The sequence below is a fragment of the Pleomorphomonas sp. PLEO genome (assembly GCF_041320595.1).
In the GTDB taxonomy this organism is placed as follows: domain Bacteria; phylum Pseudomonadota; class Alphaproteobacteria; order Rhizobiales; family Pleomorphomonadaceae; genus Pleomorphomonas.
Genome location: NZ_CP166625.1, coordinates 182,092 through 202,096, shown reverse-complemented (window position 1 = coordinate 202,096; position 20,005 = coordinate 182,092). Strand labels below are relative to the sequence as shown.

Sequence of the window (20,005 nt, the reverse complement as noted above, 5' to 3'; positions counted from 1 at the left end):
GCAGACGTCCCTCGGCGTCTGCCTGTTTCGTTCTTTACATGCGCGCCTTCGATCAAGCGAAGTCGGGTGTCAGGACGGCGTTCTTGAGGGCGATCGAATAGGGATGCTGAGGATTGTCGAGCACCGCCCGCGCGTTGCCCTGCTCCACCACCTCGCCCTTCTTCATGATGATGATGCGATCGGAGATATAATAGGCGGTGGCAAGGTCGTGGGTGATGTAGATGATTGACAGGCCGAGCCGGTCGCGCAGCGACCCGAACAGGTTGACGATCGACATCCGGAGCGAGGCATCGACCATCGACACCGGCTCGTCGGCCACGAGCAGGCGCGGGTCGGGGATCAGCGCGCGGGCAATCGCCGTACGCTGCAACTGGCCTCCGGAAAGCTCGTGCGGGAAGCGTCCACGCACCTCGGCCAGCGTCAGTCCGACCTCGACCAGTGCCCGATCGACTCGCGCCTCGATTTCCTGGCGCGTCGGCTTGCCCGTGGCCGTCATGAAATTGGTGGCGGTGGCGAACAGATAGCGATCGACACGCTTCAACGGATTGAAGGCTTCGAATGGGTTTTGCAGCACCGGCTGCACCTTGGCCATGAAAGCGCGTCGGTCGGCCCGGCTGCGAATGTCGGCGATGTCGATGCCGTCGAACAGCACGTGGCCACGTGTCGGCAGCTGCTGGCCGAGCACCATGGCGGCCAAGGTCGATTTGCCGGAGCCGGATTCACCGACCACCGATAGGATTTCCGGCCGCTCGGCTTCGATCTGCAACGAGATGTCTTTCACCGCCTCGACACGGCGCCGCGACAGGAGACCACCCTGTAGGAAGGTCTTGCCGACGTGATCGATGTTGAGAAGGAGACTCATGGTGTAGCTCCGGTGACGGCAAAGCAGGCGACGCGGTGGCGCGGCGTCAGGCTGGTCATGACCGGGACTTGCCTAGAGCAGATGTCCATGGCCAGCGGACAGCGCGGATGGAAGCGACAGCCAGACGGCGGGTCGGCGAGGCTCGGTGGCCGACCAGCCAGCGAGGCGCGCCGGGTGGTGTCGCCGATCTTCGGCAGCGAGGCGACCAGATGCTGTGTGTAGGGGTGTCGAGCGCTGCGAAACAGCGTCGGCGTATCAGCTTCCTCGACGAGGCGACCGGCATAGACGATGCCCACCCGGTCCGACACCGTGGCATGCACGCTCATGTCGTGTGTCACGAACAGGAAGGACGACCCCAGATCGCGCTGAATGTCGCGGAGCATGGTGAGAACGTCGCGCTGCACAATGACATCGAGCGCCGTCGTCGGTTCATCGGCGACGATGAACTCCGGCGTGCAAACGGTGGCCAGAGCGATGGTCGTTCGTTGACGCATGCCGCCGGACAGCTGATGCGGATAGCTGTCGAGCACACCGGGATCAAGATCGAGTTTCCTCAGATGGTCGCGCACCTTGTTCCAGAAGCTGGCGCGGTCGAGCCTCATGTGGGCAAAGGCGAAGTCATAGAAGGAGTGCTTGATCCGGCGCACCGGGTTCAGCACGTTCATCGAGCCTTGCATGATGTAGGACAGGTGCCGCCAGCGGATGGCCTGCAACTCGTTGGGCTTCAGATCGTAGATGTCGTAGGTCTGTCCGCCGAAGTTGAAGCGGACGGTCCCGGCGACCACGTGGAGCGGCGGTCGGATCGCGCCGACGATGGTCTTGATCAGCGATGTCTTGCCGGAGGATGACTCTCCGGCGACGCCATAAATCTCTCCCTTGGCGATGGTGAGGCTGATGTCGTCGACGGCTCGGATGTCGCGGTCGATGCCGAAGGCCTTGGTCGTGTAATAGGCCTTCAGGTTTTCGACCGTCAGAATGGGCTCGGACGTTGTGTCTGGCCTATGGAGGAGCGCTTCGGATTGCATCGGATCAGTTCCCCATCCGGTTCAGACGACTGCGCGGATCGATGTATTCGTTCATCGACATGGAGAGCAGGAACAGGCCGATGAACAGGATCACGATGGCGCCCACCGGCGCGGCCACCCACCACCAGATGCCGGAAATCAGGGCCGAGTGAGAGTTGGCCCAGTAGATCATCTGCCCCATGGTCGGGGTATCGACGTCGGTGAAACCGAGCACCGACAGGGTGATTTCCATACCGATCGACCAGATCATGTTGTTCATGGTGGTGGCGAAGACGATCGGCATCACGTAGGGCAAGTGCTCCTCGACGAGGATCTTGCGCATGCTCATGCCCGAGTAGACGCTCTGGGTGGTAAAGGGGCGCGTCCTCAGGCTCATGGCCACAGAACGGATGAGGCGGGCATCGTAGGACCAGCCGAGCGCCGACAGGATCAGCACAAGCATCAGCCAGTTCATGTCGTCTTTCAGCACGAAATAGAACAGCACCAGGATCGGGAACTGGGGGATGACCATGATGGAGTCGTTGATCGCCATCAGCACGCGGTCGGTGCGGCCACCGGCATAGCCGGCCGTGAGTCCAACCACCAGTGACAGGATGCGCGACAGGAAGGCGACACCGATGCCGAAGCCGAGCGTGTTCCTGAGGCCGATCATCAGCTGCCAGAAAGTGTCCTGGCCGCGCGATGTGGTTCCCAACCAGAATTCGGCGTCGGGCGGCATGTCCGGCGGCACGACGTAGATGTCGGAGGGTGGATAGGGCGAGAAGAAGGACAACACGACGGCGCCGATCAAGAGCAGCAGAATGACGAGGCCGATGGCGAATTCGATGTTGTAGCGAATGAGGTCGCGAACGATCGTGAACATGGCCTCACTCCGCCTTGATGCGTGGGTCGAGCAATGGGCTGAGGATGTCGATCAGGAACACCGCGATGGCGACGCCGACGATCGACAGCGAAGCGAGCCCCAGCACTAGGCTGTAGTCGCCGGCATGCACGGCATTGATCAGTAGTGTGCCGATACCCGGATAGCCGAAGACGATTTCGGTGATCACCGTGCCATTGAAGATGGCGCCGAGCGACATGGCGAGGCCGGTGAGCTGCGGCACCATGGCATTGCGCACCACGTAAGAGCGCAAGATGCGGGTTGAACCGACGCCGCCGAGTTCCGCGAACGTCACGTAATCCTCGGTGACGATGTTGGAGGTGAGCGCCCGCATGCCGGTCAGCCAGGATCCGGCGCCGACCAGGACCAACGCCAGAGCCGGCAGGATCGAGTGACGGATGATGTCGAGGACGAGCGCAAAGGACAGGTCGAGATCGGCGTTCATCTCGTAGCCGCCGGTGATGGGCAGTATCGGCCAGACGAAGCCGAACAGAATGAGCAGGATGAACGCGAGAATGTAATAGGGGATCGGTTGCAGGCCGATCAGTCCCAGACTGATGATCTTCAGGATCCGGCTCTTGCGGTAGTAGCCGGCAAGAGCGCCGAGCGCATTTCCAAGCACGAAGGAGATCAGCGTCGCCGATATCATCAAGCCGACGGTCCATGGCAGGGCGCGGAAGATGATCTGGGAAACGGGCGTCGGGAAGGCCGACAGCGACGGCCCGAGATCGCCTTGAATGAGCCGCGACCAGAAGGTCACATATTGTTCGAAGACGTTTCCCTGCAGCCCGTAAAGTTCGGTCAGCGTCTTGCGCATCAGATCGATGGCTTCGGGATCGGACTTGCCGAAGTTGGTAATGACCGAGATTGTCTCGGCCACCGGGTCGACCGGCGTCATGTGGGTGATGAAGAAAGTCGCCGAAATCCCTAGAAAAACCACCAGCAACAACTGGCCAAATCGGCGCGCGACGAAAATCATGTAGCCTGTCACGGGATCGCTTGCTCCATTCTCAAGGCCGGCCGAGCCGGCGATCTTGATCCACCCGACCCGTGCGGGCCGCAAAGCCCGCACGGGTCTCTTGGAGAGGCGCATCTGGAGGAGGGAGGATGCGCCTGCCGTGATCAGGGCTGCGCTGGCTTCAGCTTGATCATCATCAGCCGGGAATTGCCCCAGTTCGGAACCGGATCGGTGTAGGGATCATCCGGGAAGCTTGGGTAGCCAGTCCAGTAAGTCGTGTCCATCGAGGCGAACACGTTGTAGGACATCATCGGAATGGTGGGCATTTCCTTTACCACCAGCTTCAGATAGTCCATGCCGTAGTCCACGCCCTTGGGGTCGTCGAAACTGATCCCGCGGATACCTTCGATGATCTTGTCGAGGTCTGGGTTCGACCAGCGCTGCCAGTTGCGCGCAGGCTGGACTTCTCCAGGCTTGGCCACAAAGCTCGAGTGCCAACTGTCGAGGAAGAACGACATGTCGGCATCGCCACCCCAGGTTTCGACACTCCAGGCAATAGCCGTGTCGAAGTCGCCGGCCTGCATGGGCTGCCAGGGATTGGTGGTCGGCTGCGCCTTGGCGTCGATACCGAACTGCTTCCATTGTTGGGCAATCAGCGTGCCGGCGCGGGTGAACACCGAGCGGCTGTCGCCCTCGACGGTCAGACGAACCCGGAACGGCTGGCCGTCCGGTTGCATCCACTGATCTCCAACCTTTTTGAAGCCGGCCTTTTCAAGCAGTTCACCGGCCGCTTTCGGGTTGGGCTTCCACCAGCCGTAACCGAACTGGTTGGCGATGGCCGTCGGATCGGTCGGGATCTGGTCCTTGAACTTCGGCTGCTTGCGCAGCATGTCGGCGATCTGGGTCGGAATCGTCGGGTCGTAGGGCTTGATCTTCTCCTTGCCCGTATCGAGCTCGAAGGATTTGAGCCATTCTTGCATCGGTGCTTGATAGGTCGTCATGGCGACGCCAGTGGGCGGCACGCCAATAGCAGACAGTGTTGCCGCGCCGCGATAGCTGGCGAGGTCGACGGCCTTCATGTCGATCAGCAACGCCAACGCCCAACGCACATCCGCCTTGTCGAAGGGGGCCTTCTGCGTGTTGAAGATCACGGCCGGCAGGGTCGGATCGGGGTGGGCGTAGGGGAAGCCCTTGAACCAGGTGGCGAGCGATTTCGACTGATCCACAAGCGTAAACATACCTTCCGGCGTGTTGTCGTGGATGATGTCGAGCTCATGCTTCAATTGGGCAATGGTCTTTTTGTCCGGCGGTCCGCCATCGACATAGGCGGCATATTTCGGACCAGGCTCGCCAAGCAGACCGAGCGGGGTACGCTGCCAGTCGTCGCGCTTCTCCCAGATGTACCATTTGCCTTGCGGGTCGTAGTTCTTGAGCTTGTAGGCGCTGATCGAGATCGGATTGGCAAAGTCGAACTTGACCGGGTCTGCCACCTTCTCGAAAACGTGCTTGGGCATGACCCAGATGGCGTTCCAGCGCACCGTGAACAGGGCGTGGAAGCGTGAGTTCGGCTTCTTCAGCTTGAAGACGACGGTATAGGGATCGGTGGCCTTGACACTGTCGACGCTGACGGACAAGAGCGCGCTCGATAACATGCCCGGATGATCGATATTCGTCTGCACGGTATAAACGAGGTCATCGGCGGTGAACTCGACCCCATCGCTCCAGTACATGCCTTTCCTGAGTTTCACCGTCATTTCGGTGAAGTCGGCATTGTATATCGGCTTGTCGGCTGCAAGTGAGTTGTACCAAGCGCCGTTGATGCCCTGATCAGGGTCGATGTACCAAAGGGTATCCATCGTCAGCTGTTGCAGGCCTGTCGACAGACCGCCGCCGCCGTTCACCCAGATATTGAACCAGCCGGGGTTTTTGACTGTTCCTTCCGGGTTTTCAATGATCACGGTTTCCTTGCGCGGCAGGTTCGAAATATCCTGCGCCTGCGCTGTACTCGCCAAAACCGCAAGCGCGGCTCCAGCAAGAAACTTTCTCCAAAGTTTCATCACGTATCCTCCCTCAAGAGTGTCCACGTTGCACGGCACGCCAGATGGGCGGCATGCCGTGTCCTCCAGACCTATGGGATTCCGATACCCTCCTTCAGTTGTCCGGCGAGCGAGCGGCAACGCCGAATTTGAAGACCATGGCCAGCCTCTTTTCCTCCCAAAGCGACCGGCCGGTTCAAACCGAAAGACGTATGACGTTGTAGGACAGCGGCGGCAGCTTGCCGCGGAGCGTGCCCTCCTCGACACTCGTACCTCCGACCGTCTTGGGCACCACATTGTCGGGGTGGGCGGCTGAGTTGACGGCCCTGAGATCGGGGTGCGTCATCTGAATATGCTCGATGACACGCGCTGTTGGGAAACCATTGAGCGCCGCCGCCAAGTCGAGTGTTTCGGTAAGGTGGCGGTTCACCACGAAGAAGGTGAGGGCGCTCTCGGCTGTTGACCGAACCACCGAGACGTCGAGATACGGCACATCGTCAGCGATGTCGGCGTCATAGGTCGGCCCGTCGACCACCGCGCGCAGCGAGGTGCCACGACCGTAAAGCGAAGCGAACAGGAACGGATAATAGATGGTCTGCTTCCAGGCCGGGCCACCCGTCTCGGTCATGATCGGCGCGATGACGTTGACCAGTTGGGCGATGCAGGCGATCTTCACCCGGTCGGCGCGGCGGATGAAGGTGTTGAGGACGCCGCCGACCTGCAGCACATCCTCGAAGTTGTAAATGTCCTCCAGAAGGTGCGGCGCGTCCGGCCAATCGTCGCCTTCCAGGATTTTCTTGTCCTCTTCGCGGCTGTGGTACCAGACGTTCCACTCGTCGAAGGAGATCGTGACGTCCTTCTTGGACCGCTTCTTCGCCTTGATATAGTCGATAACGCCGGCGACCGAGGTGATATAGCGGTCGAGCTTCTCGGACTTGGCGAGATAGCTCAGTGTGTCATGCTCTTTGTTGGCGAAATACATGTGCAGCGACAGGTGGTCGATCACGTCATAGGTGTGGTCGAGAACGGTCGCCTCCCAGTCCGGGAAGGTCGGCATGTCGGCGCTGGAAGACCCGCAAACGACCAGTTCCAGGGACTTGTCGAACAGGCGCATTGCCTTGGCTGTCTCGTTGGCGAGCCTGCCATATTCGTCCGCCGACTTGTGGCCAACCTGCCAGGGGCCATCCATCTCGTTGCCGAGACACCAGAGCTTGACGTTATGCGGATCCTTCCAGCCGTGCTGGCGGCGCAGGTCGCTCCAGTAAGAGCCGCCTGGGTGGTTGCAGTATTCGATGAAGTTGCGCGCTGCGTCGAGCCCACGCGAACCGAGGTTGACGGCCAGCATCGGCTTGGTATTGGCCTTTTTGCACCAGTCGATGAATTCGTTGACGCCGATATGGTTGTTGTCACGGGTGCGCCAAGCGAGGTCGAGGCGCGTCGGGCGTTCGCCCCGTGGCCCGATGCCATCTTCCCAATTATAGGCCGAGACGAAATTGCCGCCGGGGTAACGGACGTAAGGTGTGTTGAGCGCGCGAACCAGTTCGATGACATCGCCTCGAAAACCGTCGGCGTCCGCGGTGGGATGGCCGGGCTCATAAATGCCGGTGTAGATGGCCCGCCCCAGGTGTTCCAGGAAAGAGCTGTAGAGCCGGTCATCGACAGGAGAAATGGTGAAATCCCTGTGGATCGTCACGTTCGCTTTCACGGTGGCCTCGCTGCACGTTTCCGTTTATATCTGATGATATGATATATAACGAAGATTATGGTGCGTACCTAATAGTGTGTCAACGGTACAAAGCAGAGGTCGCCGAAAGGCGGATGCGGGAGTTTTTCCCTCGATCAAATATAGAATATCCTTCGATAAAATGACGGATTGAAAGTTATTAAAAATAAATATGGATGGCAATCTCGCCAAAATTGGAGAAAAAATCGAGTTATTTAAAAAATAATACATTATATTTTAAATATGAAATTAGGATTCATTCGGTCTGTATAGGCGCATAATGATATCTTGGTCGTAATTACCGAATCCTCGTCCAAATATATTGATGCCACCTGGACGTTTTGCTTGTTCGGCAATGCCTATCCGCATCCGGATTGAATGGTGGTTGTCGAGATCCAAGTCCGCCAGTTTCACATCGGAAATTTTGATACCGTCAATGAATGTACCATTTTTTGAGACGGTCCAGGTCTTGAGCTTGCCATATTGCGACCCCTCGAGCTTCCACCATCGCGGTGTGTAGACCCCTCGTTTGTCGCCATAGTCGCCTGGTGAGGTCCAGGTGCCGACATCGACATTGTTGATCCAAAGCGTAATGTCCGACGGCCAGTTCGTGTTGGTTCCCGGAACCTCGGATGACAGCTCCATCGAGAACTCGACAGCGCTGATTTCCTCATTCAATATCTTGGCATTATTAGGGAATTTATATTCGACATAGCCGCGCCCGAACCAAAGGAGTCCCGCCTGCATGCGGTTGGGATCGAGAAAGAAATTGGGTACGTCGAGGAGGCCGATGACGCCTTCGCCCGAGCAGAGACCGCAGGGCGCGCGCACATCGCAGCTGGTGTAGAGGCCGATCGGCATCGACACTTCGATCGTCTCATCGCGCGGCAACGCGCCCGCATCATCAAAACGGATAATGATTTCGTCGTAGCGCGCCGAGCAGATCTTTTGATGCCCCTTCTTGGCCTTCACCGTCTTAGTGTCGATCAGTTCGGCCTCTTCCAAGGCCTGCACCGACGTGGCGACGGTTGATTGTGGCAACGACAGCGCGGCGCTGACTTCATTCACATTCATGGGCCCTTTGGCGTGCAGCAGGCGCAGAATGTCCAGGCGGGTGGCTGAGGATATGCCTTTGAGCGCGGCGTAGCTGTCGGCGGCGTTCAGCGTGAGGAAGTTTCGGTTCAACGGAGGTACTCAAGGCGGTGATGCGTTTGCATATTCATATCATAAATGTTGATAGGGTCCATGGATAAACGATATATGGCATACTCTTGAGTGGATACGGACGGGGCGGTTGGAGCGCTGGCTCGTTGTGACGCGATTACGGATCGACAGGGCCTGATCCTTGGGTTAGGTCGGCGAGCAAAAGCCTGTATTGCGTGACGTGTTGACGCGGGTGGGCCATTGGCCACCCGGTGTGACCGGAGAGAGACATGCCCTTTCGGATGATCGCCCTCGACCTTGATGGAACGATTCTCGATCCAGAAGGGCGCATCCGCCCGCGCACCATCGCCGCGCTGGATTTCGCCAGGGCGCGCGGTCTTGAGGTCACGCTGGTGACCGGCCGGCACCACTCGGTTACCCGGCCCTATTACGAGGAGCTTGGGCTATCCGGTCCAGCCATCTGCTGTAACGGCACCTATGTCTATGATTTTTTGGCTGGGCGCGTTCTGAGCGGCGAGCCTTTTGATCACGGCGATGCCCGGCGCCTCGTTGCCTCCTGCCGCCAGCACGGCGTCGATATGCTGGTCTACCTCGACGACGTCATGCTCTACGAGGTGCTGACGCCCCACCTTCAAAAGCTTGGTGCGTGGATCGATGGTCTGTCCACCCGGCCGAAGCCTGAGCTCCGGCAGGTCGCCTCGGTGGAGGTGGTGCTGGACGCCGCTCCCAATGTCTGGAAGTTCGTCGTCACCCATTCCGACGCCGGTCGCCTCGCCGCATGGTACGCGGCCGCGGAGGCCATGCCCGCTTATAGCGCCGAATACTCCTGGCATGATCGTATCGACGTCATGCCGGCTGGCCGCAGTAAGGGCAGCCGCCTTCTGTCCTGGGCCGAGGGACGCGGGATTGCTCCCTCGGAGATTGTCGCTTTCGGCGATAACTTCAACGATTTGGGCATGCTGACCAGCGTTGGCCTTGGCATCGCCATGGGCAATGCCCCCGACGGTGTCAAAGCCAAGGTCGGTGAGGTCATCGGTGGCAACGACACTGATGCCATCGCCGAACGCATCGAGAGCCTGCTTGCCTAACTATCCGCTCGCCGGTGCGTGAGTATTGAGCATGCCTGCCTATTGACCACCCTTCGGCGAGCCATTACGACTTTCCCTTCAGAAACAACGCCTCCGGTCCCTCACGACGACCGGTTACCTCGCTGGCGACGTCAGCCGACACTCGCGCTCAGGCGCCGTCGAGGATATGGTAAACAGGCGAAAGGCTCCATCGCCCCATAGTGCGACGGCGCCGAACGACCAAAGGTGGAGAAACCACCGGGTAAATGAAAAGGGGAATCCATAAATGACCATGCCAATTCTGGTGAAGCATCTTCGATATTTGTCGGCCAGCGCTGCGTTGGCGGCTGTCGTGGCCTGCACCGGCCCGGCTTTTGCTGCCACGCCGGCCGACACGCTCGTCGAGGGCTTCGCCATCGACGACATCATTACTCTCGACCCAGGCGAGGCTTTCGAGCTGTCGACGGCCGAGGTCACTGCCAACAGCTATTCGCTGCTCGTCCGCCTCGATCTCGACGACACGACAAAGGTAAAGGGCGATCTGGCCGACAGCTGGACCGTCTCAGATGATGGCCTCACCTATACGTTCAAGCTGAAGCCCGGACTGAAGTTTGCCTCCGGCAATCCAGTGACCGCCGACGATGTCGCCTTCTCGGCCGAGCGCCTGATCAAGATGGACAAGAGTCCGGCTTTCCTGTTCGGTCAGTTTGGCTTCACCGGCGATAATGTGACGGAGAAGGTCAAGGCGATCGATCCGCTCACCGTCTCCTTCACCGTCGACAAGCCATATGCGACCTCCTTCGTGCTCAACGTGCTTTCGTCGACGGCCGGTTCGGTGCTCGACAAGAAGCTGGTCATGGAGCACGCCAAGGCGGTGACCCCGTCCACTGAGTACAAATGGGACACCGATTTCGGAAATGATTGGCTGAAGACCAATTCGGCTGGCTCCGGGCCTTTCAAAATCGTGACCTGGAAGGCCAACGAGGCAGTCGTTCTTGAGCGCAACGACAACTATTTTGGCGAGCCGGCCAAGCTGAAGCGCGTGATCTATCGTCATATGAAGGAAAGTTCCGGCCAACGCCTGGCGCTTGAGAACGGCGACATCGACATCGCCCGCAACCTTGAGCCGGGTGATCTCGGCGCGGCGACGGCCAATAAGGACCTCGCCACCATTTCGGCGCCAAAGGGCACTGTCTACTATATCTCGCTCAACCAGAAGAACCCCAACCTCGCCAAGCCAGAGGTCATCCAGGCTTTCAAGTATCTGGTCGACTACGATGCCATTGGCGCGACCCTGATCAAGGGCATAGGCGAGATCCACCAGTCCTTCTTGCCGAAGGGCCAGTTGGGCGCCATCAACGACAATCCCTACAAGTTCGACGTCGCGAAAGCCAAGGAGCTGCTCGCCAAGGCCGGCCTTGGTGATGGTTTCACCGTCACCATGGACACCCGCAACACCGAGCCGGTGACCGGCATCGCCGAGAGCTTCCAGCAGACGCTGGGGCAGGCGGGTGTCAAACTCGAAATCATCCCGGGCGACGGCAAGCAGACCCTGACCAAATACCGCGCCCGTCAGCAAGACATGTATATTGGCCAGTGGGGCTCGGACTATTTCGATCCCAACTCCAATGCCGACACGTTTACCTCCAACCCGGACAATTCCGACGAGGGCAAGACCAAGACGCTCGCCTGGCGTAACGCTTGGGATCCGAAGGAGCTCGATGCCAAAACCAAGGCGGCGCTGCTCGAAAAGGATACGGCCAAGCGCGCTGCCATCTACGAGGATCTACAGCGGAAGGTGCTGGAAAGCGGCCCGTTCGTCGTGATCTTCCAGCAGATCGAGGTGGCAGCCTATTCAGCCAAACTGCAGGGCTTCAAGCTCGGTCCGTCCTACGACACCAACCTGGTCGCTTCCATTTCGAAATGACCACCTGATGTTGCTCACGCCGCTCGCCTCTATGGCGAGCGGCGTGAGTCTCTTTTTTGAAACAACCAAAAGCACGAGTATCTGGAAATGAAAGCGCCGCTTCGGGCCCAAGCCTTCCGCGAATTCTCCGCCGGTGTCGCACTGGCTGCAATGATGACCTTCGGCGCTCCGACTTATGCCGCAACGCCCGCCGACACCCTGGTCGAGGGCTTTGCCATTGACGATCTGATGACCCTCGATCCGGCGGAGGCCTTCGAATTTTCGGCCGCCGAGTTCATCGCCAACAGCTACAACAAGCTGGTCAATCTCGATCTCCAGGACACTTCGAAGATCGTTGGCGAGCTGGCGGACAGCTGGACGATATCGGATGACAGTCTGACCTATACATTCAAGCTCAAGCCCGGGCTGAAATTCGCCTCCGGCAATCCGATTACCGCTGCCGACGTTGCCTATTCCTTCGAACGGGTGGTCAAGCTCGACAAGGCTCCCGGCTTCCTGATCACCCAGTTCGGCATCACCGGCGACAATGTCGCGGAAAAGGCGAAGGCGCTCGATCCGCTGACCTTCCAGCTCACCGTCGACAAGGCCTACGCGCCAAGCTTCGTGCTCAATGTCCTGACGTCGATGACCGCCTCGGTGATCGACAAGGAGGTGGTACTGCAGCACGTCAAGCCGGTGACGCCGAGCGACGAGTTCAAGTATGACAACGACTTCGGCAACGATTGGCTGAAGTCGGCCTACGCCGGCTCCGGTCCGTTTAAGCTGGTCGTCTGGAAGGCCAACGAGGCGCTGGTACTGGAGCGCAATGACAATGCGACTATCCATCAGGCCGCGCTGAAGCGCGTCATCTATCGCCACATGAAGGAAAGCTCCGGCCAGCGGCTAGCCCTTGAGAACGGCGATATCGATATCGCCCGTAACCTTGAGCCTGGCGACGCCGATGCCATCGCCGCCAAGGAAGGCTATGCCGTCACTTCGGCGCCGAAGGGCACGCTGTTCCTGCTCGGCCTCAACCAGAAGAACCAGTATCTGGCCAAGCCGCAGGTTCGACAGGCCATCAAGTATCTGGTCGACTACGACGCCATCGCCTCGACCCTGATCAAGGGGATTGGCCAAGTTCACCAAACCTTCCTGCCCTCCGGCCAGCTCGGCGCCCTGGAAGACAAGCCGTTTTCGCTGGACGTTGGCAAAGCCAAGGCCTTGCTCGCCGAGGCCGGTCTGCCCGATGGCTTTACCGTGACGCTCGACGTGCGCAATACGCAGCCGGTATCCGGCATTGCCGAAAGCCTGCAGCAGACCTTTGCCCAGGCCGGCATCAAGCTGGAGCTGATCGCCGGCGACGGCAAGCAGGTGCTGACCAAGTGCCGGGCTCGGCAGCACGACATGTGCTTCAGCCAATGGGGTTCGGACTATTTCGACCCCAATTCCAATGCCGAGACCTTCACCGTCAACGCCGACAACTCGGACGCCAGCAAGAACAAGACCCTCGCTTGGCGCAACGCCTGGGATCCGGGCGAACTCAATGAAGTGACCCACGCCGCCCTGCTCGAAAAGGATGCCGCCAAGCGCGCCGCCATGTATCAGGAGCTGGAGCGCAAAGTCATCGATACCGGCCCCTATGCCTTCATCTACCAGCAGATTGAGGTTGCCGGTTATTTGTCCAAGGTGAAGGACTTCAAGCTCGGTCCCAGCTTCGACACCAACTATGTCTTCCCCATCTCGAAGGACTGATGGACGATGACGGCGATCGAAGCCTCGAAGCCGGCCCGACGACGGCGTAGCCGCCGTCTGGCGGTTAATTTCGGTCGGTTTGCCATCATGTTGGCGACCACCTTCCTCGGCCTCCTCGCCGTCACCTTCTTCATCGGACGTGTGGTGCCGATCGATCCAGTGCTGGCAATCGTCGGCGATCGCGCGCCGGCGGCCGTCGTCGAGCGCGTCCGCGAGCAGATGGGGTTCAACCTGCCGCTCTGGGAGCAGTTCTTCATCTACCTGCGGCAGGCATTGACAGGTGACTTTGGCGTCTCGGTGCTGACGACCAATCCGGTGTTTGACGACATTCTCAGGGTGTTTCCGGCGACGCTGGAGCTTGCCACCGTCGGTACGCTGATCGGTGCCGGCCTGGGCGTGCCGCTCGGCGTCATCGCCGCTGTCCGGCGCGGCTCTTTCGTCGACCAGATCGTCCGCATCGTTGGCCTTATCGGCTATTCGGTGCCGATCTTCTGGCTAGGATTGCTGTCGCTGTTGTTATTCTACGCGCGTCTCAAGTGGGTGGCCTATCCTGGCCGCCTCGACGTCGCCTACGAATATACGTTCACGCCGATCACCGGCCTCTATCTCGTCGACGCCGCCTGGACGCGGCAATGGGATATCCTCTGGGACGCCTTCCGCCACATCATTCTTCCCGGTTCGTTGCTCGGCTATTTCTCGCTCGCCTACATCAGCCGCATGACACGCTCCTTCATGCTGAACGAGCTGGGCCAGGAATACATCGTCGCTGCCCGCGCCAAGGGCCTCAGCGAGCGTCGGATCGTCTGGTTCCACGCGCTCCGCAACGCCGCCGTCCCCCTCGTCACCGTCATTGCGCTGTCCTACGCCGGCCTCCTTGAAGGGTCGGTCCTGACCGAGACGGTGTTCTCCTGGCCCGGCATCGGCCTCTACATCACCAACTCGCTGCAGAATGCCGACATGAACGCCGTGCTCGGCGGCACCATCATGATCGGCTCGGTGTTCATTGCCATCAATCTGTTCTCCGACCTTCTCTATCGGCTGCTCGATCCGAGGACGCGCATGTGATGACCGACTCCTCGCCCTCCGCACCCGAAAGCTGGCGTGACTGGCTGCTCACCGCCGAGCCGCACTCCCGCCACCAGGCCCGGCTCGGCCGCGCCTATGTCACCTGGCGGCGCTTCTCCGAAAACCGCCTCGCGGTCACTGGCCTCGTGATCATTCTGGCGCTGGTGTTCATCGCCATCTTTGCCGATCTTGTGGCGCCTCATTCGGCCACGGTCGGCAACCTTGCCGGCGCCCGTCTGTTGCCGCCGGGCTCGCCCGGCTTCTTGCTCGGCAGTGACGATCAGGGCCGCGACATCTTGTCCCGCCTGATCGTCGGCTCGCGCATCACCCTCGCCGTGGTGGCGCTGGTGGCCATTATCGCCGCGCCGGTCGGCCTGTTGATCGGCACCGTCGCGGGCTTTGCCGGCGGCTATATCGATGCGGTGCTGATGCGCATCACCGACATTTTTCTCGCCTTCCCGAAGCTGATCCTGGCGCTGGCCTTCGTGGCGGCACTGGGCCCGGGCATCGAGAACGCGATCATTGCCATCGCGCTCACCTCTTGGCCGCCCTACGCTCGTCTCGCCCGAGCCGAGACGCTGGGTGTGCGAAATTCCGACTATATCGCCGCCGTTCGCCTGATGGGTGCTTCACCGACCCGCATCGTTGTCCGCCACATCATGCCGATGTGCCTCTCCTCGCTGATCGTCCGCGTCACGCTCGACATGGCCGGCATCATCCTGACGGCGGCCGGCCTCGGCTTCCTCGGCCTTGGCGCCCAGCCGCCAATGCCGGAGTGGGGAACGATGATTGCTTCGGGCCGCCGTTTCATCCTCGATCAGTGGTGGGTCGCAACCATGCCCGGCCTTGCCATCCTGGTCGTCAGTCTTGGATTCAATCTTCTCGGCGACGGCTTGCGCGACGCTCTGGACCCCAGGGAGTCTGGCCGATGAAGCCGCTCCTTACCGTTAGCAACCTGTCGGTCACCTATCCCACCCGTACCGGCGTCGTTGAAGCCGTGCGCGGCATCTCTTTCGAGCTTGGCCGCGAGCGGCTCGGCATTGTTGGTGAGAGTGGCTCAGGCAAGTCGCAGACTGGCCGTGCCATCATGGGTCTGACGCCGCCACCTGGCATCGTCCGAGCCGACGCACTGTCATTTTCCGGCGTCGATCTCCTCAAAACGGGCTCCGCCACGTGGCGTGACATGCGCGGCAGCCGCATGGCGATGATCCTTCAGGACCCCAAGTTTTCGCTCAACCCGGTGATGACCATCGGTCGCCAGATCACCGAGACGCTGCGTCGCCACGAGAATGTCACCAAGCGCGAGGCGCGGCGTCGCGCCCTCGAGATGCTGGAGGCGGTGCAGATCACCGATCCCGAGCGGGTGTTCGGCCTCTATCCCTATGAGGTGTCGGGCGGTATGGGCCAGCGGGCGATGATCGCCATGATGCTGGTCTGCGGTCCGGAATTGCTCATCGCCGACGAGCCCACCTCGGCGCTTGATGTTACCGTCCAGCTCGAGGTGCTCGGTATCCTCGATCGTCTGGTGCGGGACAACGGCATGGGCCTCATCTTCATCAGCCATGACCTGCGTCTCGTCTCGTCTTTCTGCGACCGGGTGCTGGTGATGTACGCCGGCCGCATCGTTGAAGAACTCGCCACGGCCGATCTCAGCAAAGCGACGCATCCCTATACGCGCGGCCTTCTCGACTGCACGCCCAAGATCGGTGAGAGCCGGCATCCGCTGCCCGTGCTCGAACGACGGAAGGAGTGGGCGGCGTGAGCATCCGCATTGAAAACCTGTCTGTGACCTTCGACGGCTTCCAGGCGCTGAAGTCGGTAAGCATCGCCGTCGACAAGGGCGAATCCTTCGGCCTCGTCGGCGAGAGCGGCTCGGGCAAGTCGACGTTGCTGCGCGCAGTGGCCGGCCTGGCGCCGGTCAGCGGTGGCACCATTGAGGTGAACGGCGAAAAGTTGTCCGGTATCCGGCGCAGCCGCGCCTTCCGCCGCGCCGTGCAGATGGTATTCCAGGATCCCTACGCCTCGCTGCATCCGCGCCAGACCGTCGATCGGCAGCTCTTGGAGCCGTTGGCCATTCACGGTATCGGCGAGGGTGAACGACGGATCCTCAAGGCACTCGACGAGGTCGGCCTCGGCCCGTCTTTCCGCTTCCGCTATCCCCATCAGCTCTCGGGCGGCCAACGGCAGCGTGTTGCCATCGCCCGCGCCCTGATCGTCGAACCCGAAATCCTGTTGCTCGACGAGCCGACCTCGGCGCTCGATGCTTCAGTGCAGGCCGAGGTGCTGAATTTGTTGGAGGACGTGCGCGGCCGCCACGGCCTCACCTATGTCATGGTCAGCCATGATCTGGGCGTGGTCACCCACATGTGCAGCCGTCTCGCGGTGATGAAAGGCGGCGAAGTGGTGGAGACGCTGGCGGCCGCCGATCTTGCCGGTAACCGGGTCGTGTCCGATTATACCCGGCGGTTGATGGTGGCGAGCAAAGGCTTTTCGCGCGAGGCAGTGCCCGGCTGAAGCCCACGCTTTCTTTACCGGTCGCGGGCGAGGCTTTACCATTATTGAGTCGCCCCGATCGGAATGTCCTCCCCGTGGAAACCGACCTCTATTTGCCCGTCAAGCGCCACCTCGAAAGCCTCGGCCTGACCGTCAAGGGCGAGGTGAAGGGCTGCGATCTCGTCGGTCTGTCGGATGGCGAGCCCGAACTCGTCGTGATCGGCGAACTCAAACGCGCCTTTACGCTGGAGCTGGTGCTGCAGGCGGTTGACCGCACGGCGGCGGCCGATGAGGTATGGCTCGCCGTTGCCGCCTCAAAGCGCGGGCGTGGCCGCGAGGGTGATCCGCGCGTCAAAAAACTCTGCCGTTTTCTCGGCTTCGGCTTGATCGCCGTAACGCCTACCGGGCTGATCGAGGTCATCGTCGAGCCGGCGCCCTGGAAACCGCGTCGCGATGCTCGCCGTCGTTCGCGCATCGTGGAGGAATTCCGCCGCCGGCGAGGAGATCCGATCCTCGGCGGCTCGACGCGGCTGCCGCAGATGACGGCTTACCGCCAGCAGGCGCTGGTCGTTGCCCATACATTGCGTGACGGACCGCTGCGTCCGCGCGATCTCAAGCCAGTTGCTCCCGATGCAGCGAAGATTCTGCAAGCCGACGTCTATGGCTGGTTCGAACGGGTGGAGCGCGGCATCTACCGACTGACCGATCGCGGTCGCGCCGCGCTGATCACCTGGACGGACTATCTGCCGGCTGAAGAGCCGGCCGCCGCGTGACGCTCACATCATCGTGTGACGCCAAGTCCCCGGCGCATATGGCAATTCTCCTTGGTGACGCCATATTGCCAAAACCCACGTGTCAGAGCACCGGAGCGACCTTTCTGCATGAATCCCTATTACGATCCCGCCAAGACCCACCATACGCCGGACGGATTTCGTGATCCGGATGTGGAAGCCGGTCGCGCCACCCTCCGCGACATCTGGGACTGGAAGCGGGAAGCCCGTCGCGAGGGCAAGCCGCATCCGCCGGGCAGTCCGACACCCGTGGTTGAGCCTGATCTCACCCGCATTGTGGGCAAGGAAACGTCGGCCACCTTCATCGGTCACTCCACCGTGCTGCTCCGGATCGGTGGCTTATCTGTCCTCACCGATCCCATCTTCAGCGAGCGCGCCTCGCCGTTCAGCTTCCTGGGTCCGAAACGTGTCGTAGCGCCCGGCATTGCGTTGGAGCGGTTACCACCGATCGATGTGGTGCTCATTTCGCATGGCCATTACGATCATCTCGACCGAGCCTCGGTGCGGCGCCTTCATCGCCGATTTGGCGATCGGACGTTATTCGTAGCGCCGCTTGGCGTCGGCGCGTTGCTGCGGCGCTGGGGCATTACCAATGTCGTCGAGCTCGACTGGTGGCAGAGCCACGCCTATCGCGGCCTCGACATGACGCTGACGCCGGCCCGCCATTGGTCGGCGCGCAGCTTCAACGACCGCAATCGCATGCTATGGGGCGCCTTCGCCATTTTTGCCGACGGCTTTTCCTGCTATTTCGCCGGCGACAGCGGCTATGGATCGCACTTTCGCGAAACGCGCGATCGCTTGGCGTCGCGCGAACGGAACGGCGCGCTGTTCGACCTGGCGCTGATGCCGATCGGCGCCTATGACCCGCGACGGATCATGAAAGAGCACCACATGAACCCCGAGGAGGCAGTGGCAGCCCATGGCGAGATCGGGGCGCGGCGAAGCGTTGCCATCCACTGGGGCTGCTTCCAGCTCACCGACGAAGCGCTCGACGAGCCGCCAATGAGGCTGGCCGGTGCACGCACCGCGGCCGGTCTCGCCGACACGGACTTCGTGGCCCTGCCTGTCGGCGGTTCCTGGTGGCGGCCACAGGCCTGATCAGTCGCCGATTTCCAAACCAAGCAGCCGAAGTCGTGGCGGCAGCAGGCCAATGGTCTCCGCTGTGGCGTTGGCGAAGGCAAAGCGCAGATAGTCTTCCTGCCCGGGCCCGAAATAGCTGCCGGGAACGGTGACCACACCGGCTCGTCGCGCCAGTTCCTCTGCGACCCGGGCTGATGCTAGCCCGGCAAAGGGATGGCGCACGAAGGCGAAGTAGGCCCCGACGGCGCCGATCTCCCAACCGTCTACTTCGGCGATCGCCGCCTTCAACGCCGTGGCGCGGAGGGTGATCTCGGCCCGGTTCGCCTCGCGCCAAGCGTTCAGTTTCGGCAGCGCCTCCGCGATGGCGATCTGCCCGACGCGTGGCGCGCAGATCTGCAGATTATCCATGATCTTGGCGATCTCGGCGACGACAGCCGGGCTCGCCGTCACGGCACCGAGCCGGTAGCCGGGAACGCAGAAGCTCTTCGAAAAAGAATAAAGCGAGATCAGCCCGTCGCTCCAGCCGGAGCGGAGGAACAGGTCATGCGGCCGCTTCGCCTCAGCCGGCAGGAAGTCACGGTAGGTCTCGTCGAGGATCAGCCAGATACCGCGCCGACGACAGAGCTCGAGCAGGCTGGCGAGCAGGGCGGGCGCATAGACGGCACCGGTCGGGTTGTTCGGCGAGACGATGGCGAAAGCGCGAACATCGGGTGTGATTGCCGCTTCGAGTGCTTCAAGGCTTGGCAGAAAGCCGCTTTCCGCCGGGCAGTCGACGATGCCGACGCCGATGCCGAGCATGCGCAGCGACGTCTCGTGATTGAAATAGAAGGGGTTGGAAAGCAGCACTCGGCTACCCGGCTCGGCGACAGCCAGCGCGGCGCAGATAAAGGCCTGATTGCAGCCGGCGGTGATGTGGATGTTGTCCGCGGCAATCGCCGCGCCATAAAGCGCGCTCTCGTCGGCGGCAAGCGCCTCGCGCAGTGCGCGATCGCCTTCGATCGGGCCATAGGCGGCCGTCGACGGATCGGCTGCCGCCGCCATCAGCTGGGCGATCAGCTCCGGATGCGGCGGGTAACCCGGTACGGCCTGCGACAGGTCGACGGTTGGACCGAAGGCGCCGTCGTAGGCACGTGCCCAAGCCTGAACGGACGGGATGGGCGGCGGGGCGAGATCGGCAACGAGCGGATTGAGGCGCGGCATGTC

At 61.1% G+C, this 20,005-nt stretch carries 17 protein-coding genes; 9 read left to right on the top strand and 8 right to left on the bottom strand.

The window, feature by feature from the left end; translation table 11 throughout:
• Positions 1 to 52: 52 nt before the first annotated feature.
• From AB6N07_RS00845 to AB6N07_RS00815, 7 genes are all read right to left on the bottom strand, one after another.
• Positions 53 to 862: an ABC transporter ATP-binding protein gene (locus AB6N07_RS00845; protein WP_370675946.1), complete on the bottom strand. Its 810-nt coding sequence runs from the start codon at positions 860 to 862 to the stop codon at positions 53 to 55.
• The gene (locus AB6N07_RS00840) at positions 859 to 1,887 is read right to left on the bottom strand and encodes an ABC transporter ATP-binding protein (RefSeq protein WP_370675945.1); all 1,029 of its coding nucleotides are present in this window, start codon (positions 1,885 to 1,887) and stop codon (positions 859 to 861) included. Before AB6N07_RS00840 ends, AB6N07_RS00845 begins: the two co-directional genes overlap by 4 nt.
• Positions 1,888 to 1,891: 4 nt before the next feature.
• Complete coding sequence (locus tag AB6N07_RS00835) at positions 1,892 to 2,749, bottom strand: ABC transporter permease (RefSeq protein ID WP_370675944.1); 858 nt, start codon at positions 2,747 to 2,749, stop codon at positions 1,892 to 1,894.
• A 4-nt stretch (positions 2,750 to 2,753) separates the two neighbouring features.
• Positions 2,754 to 3,758 (bottom strand): ABC transporter permease, encoded by a 1,005-nt coding sequence (locus AB6N07_RS00830; protein ID WP_370675943.1) that lies wholly within the window; start codon positions 3,756 to 3,758, stop codon positions 2,754 to 2,756.
• Positions 3,759 to 3,889: 131 nt separating this feature from the next.
• On the bottom strand, positions 3,890 to 5,782 hold the full coding sequence (locus AB6N07_RS00825) for an ABC transporter substrate-binding protein (RefSeq protein WP_370675942.1): 1,893 nt from the start codon (positions 5,780 to 5,782) through the stop codon (positions 3,890 to 3,892).
• 175 nt (positions 5,783 to 5,957) lie between these two features.
• Positions 5,958 to 7,466, bottom strand: a complete 1,509-nt coding sequence (locus tag AB6N07_RS00820; protein ID WP_370675941.1) for an alpha-N-arabinofuranosidase — start codon at positions 7,464 to 7,466, stop codon at positions 5,958 to 5,960.
• Between the two features lie 267 nt (positions 7,467 to 7,733).
• Positions 7,734 to 8,669, bottom strand: coding sequence for an ArsR/SmtB family transcription factor (locus AB6N07_RS00815; RefSeq protein WP_370675940.1), 936 nt, complete (start codon positions 8,667 to 8,669; stop codon positions 7,734 to 7,736).
• 248 nt (positions 8,670 to 8,917) lie between these two features.
• Between AB6N07_RS00815 and AB6N07_RS00810 the strand changes: the two genes are divergently transcribed.
• The 9 genes from AB6N07_RS00810 (at position 8,918) to AB6N07_RS00770 (ending at position 18,820) form a co-directional block, all read left to right on the top strand.
• Complete coding sequence (locus AB6N07_RS00810) at positions 8,918 to 9,736, top strand: pyridoxal phosphatase (protein WP_370675939.1); 819 nt, start codon at positions 8,918 to 8,920, stop codon at positions 9,734 to 9,736.
• Positions 9,737 to 10,007: 271 nt separating this feature from the next.
• Entirely contained in the window at positions 10,008 to 11,642 is a 1,635-nt protein-coding gene (locus tag AB6N07_RS00805) for an ABC transporter substrate-binding protein (RefSeq protein WP_370678165.1), read from the top strand.
• An 87-nt stretch (positions 11,643 to 11,729) separates the two neighbouring features.
• On the top strand, positions 11,730 to 13,373 hold the full coding sequence (locus tag AB6N07_RS00800; RefSeq protein WP_370675938.1) for an ABC transporter substrate-binding protein: 1,644 nt from the start codon (positions 11,730 to 11,732) through the stop codon (positions 13,371 to 13,373).
• 6 nt (positions 13,374 to 13,379) lie between these two features.
• On the top strand, positions 13,380 to 14,438 hold the full coding sequence (locus AB6N07_RS00795) for an ABC transporter permease (protein ID WP_370675937.1): 1,059 nt from the start codon (positions 13,380 to 13,382) through the stop codon (positions 14,436 to 14,438).
• Complete coding sequence (locus tag AB6N07_RS00790; RefSeq protein WP_370675936.1) at positions 14,438 to 15,370, top strand: ABC transporter permease; 933 nt, start codon at positions 14,438 to 14,440, stop codon at positions 15,368 to 15,370. Before AB6N07_RS00795 ends, AB6N07_RS00790 begins: the two co-directional genes overlap by 1 nt.
• Positions 15,367 to 16,200, top strand: a complete 834-nt coding sequence (locus AB6N07_RS00785; RefSeq protein WP_370675935.1) for an ABC transporter ATP-binding protein — start codon at positions 15,367 to 15,369, stop codon at positions 16,198 to 16,200. Before AB6N07_RS00790 ends, AB6N07_RS00785 begins: the two co-directional genes overlap by 4 nt.
• Entirely contained in the window at positions 16,188 to 16,952 is a 765-nt protein-coding gene (locus tag AB6N07_RS00780; RefSeq protein WP_370675934.1) for an ABC transporter ATP-binding protein, read from the top strand. Before AB6N07_RS00785 ends, AB6N07_RS00780 begins: the two co-directional genes overlap by 13 nt.
• Before the next feature lie 74 nt (positions 16,953 to 17,026).
• Positions 17,027 to 17,704 (top strand): DUF2161 domain-containing phosphodiesterase, encoded by a 678-nt coding sequence (locus AB6N07_RS00775; RefSeq protein WP_370675933.1) that lies wholly within the window; start codon positions 17,027 to 17,029, stop codon positions 17,702 to 17,704.
• 108 nt (positions 17,705 to 17,812) lie between these two features.
• Complete coding sequence (locus tag AB6N07_RS00770) at positions 17,813 to 18,820, top strand: MBL fold metallo-hydrolase (RefSeq protein WP_370675932.1); 1,008 nt, start codon at positions 17,813 to 17,815, stop codon at positions 18,818 to 18,820.
• Here AB6N07_RS00770 and AB6N07_RS00765 read toward each other — a convergent pair whose 3' ends face one another.
• Positions 18,821 to 20,002, bottom strand: a complete 1,182-nt coding sequence (locus AB6N07_RS00765) for an aminotransferase (protein WP_370675931.1) — start codon at positions 20,000 to 20,002, stop codon at positions 18,821 to 18,823.
• Positions 20,003 to 20,005 lie beyond the last annotated feature (3 nt).

Excerpts from the sequence above, each read along its gene's own strand:
- AB6N07_RS00770 (WP_370675932.1), top strand. The coding sequence starts at position 17,813 with ATGAATCCCTATTACGATCCCGCCAAGACCCACCATACGCCGGACGGA.
- AB6N07_RS00835 (WP_370675944.1), bottom strand. The coding sequence starts at position 2,749 with ATGTTCACGATCGTTCGCGACCTCATTCGCTACAACATCGAATTCGCC.
- AB6N07_RS00790 (WP_370675936.1), top strand. The coding sequence starts at position 14,438 with ATGACCGACTCCTCGCCCTCCGCACCCGAAAGCTGGCGTGACTGGCTG.
- AB6N07_RS00840 (WP_370675945.1), bottom strand. The coding sequence starts at position 1,887 with ATGCAATCCGAAGCGCTCCTCCATAGGCCAGACACAACGTCCGAGCCC.
- AB6N07_RS00845 (WP_370675946.1), bottom strand. The coding sequence starts at position 862 with ATGAGTCTCCTTCTCAACATCGATCACGTCGGCAAGACCTTCCTACAG.
- AB6N07_RS00765 (WP_370675931.1), bottom strand. The coding sequence starts at position 20,002 with ATGCCGCGCCTCAATCCGCTCGTTGCCGATCTCGCCCCGCCGCCCATC.
- AB6N07_RS00800 (WP_370675938.1), top strand. The coding sequence starts at position 11,730 with ATGAAAGCGCCGCTTCGGGCCCAAGCCTTCCGCGAATTCTCCGCCGGT.
- AB6N07_RS00810 (WP_370675939.1), top strand. The coding sequence starts at position 8,918 with ATGCCCTTTCGGATGATCGCCCTCGACCTTGATGGAACGATTCTCGAT.
- AB6N07_RS00795 (WP_370675937.1), top strand. The coding sequence starts at position 13,380 with ATGACGGCGATCGAAGCCTCGAAGCCGGCCCGACGACGGCGTAGCCGC.
- AB6N07_RS00825 (WP_370675942.1), bottom strand. The coding sequence starts at position 5,782 with ATGAAACTTTGGAGAAAGTTTCTTGCTGGAGCCGCGCTTGCGGTTTTG.
- AB6N07_RS00805 (WP_370678165.1), top strand. The coding sequence starts at position 10,008 with ATGCCAATTCTGGTGAAGCATCTTCGATATTTGTCGGCCAGCGCTGCG.
- AB6N07_RS00785 (WP_370675935.1), top strand. The coding sequence starts at position 15,367 with ATGAAGCCGCTCCTTACCGTTAGCAACCTGTCGGTCACCTATCCCACC.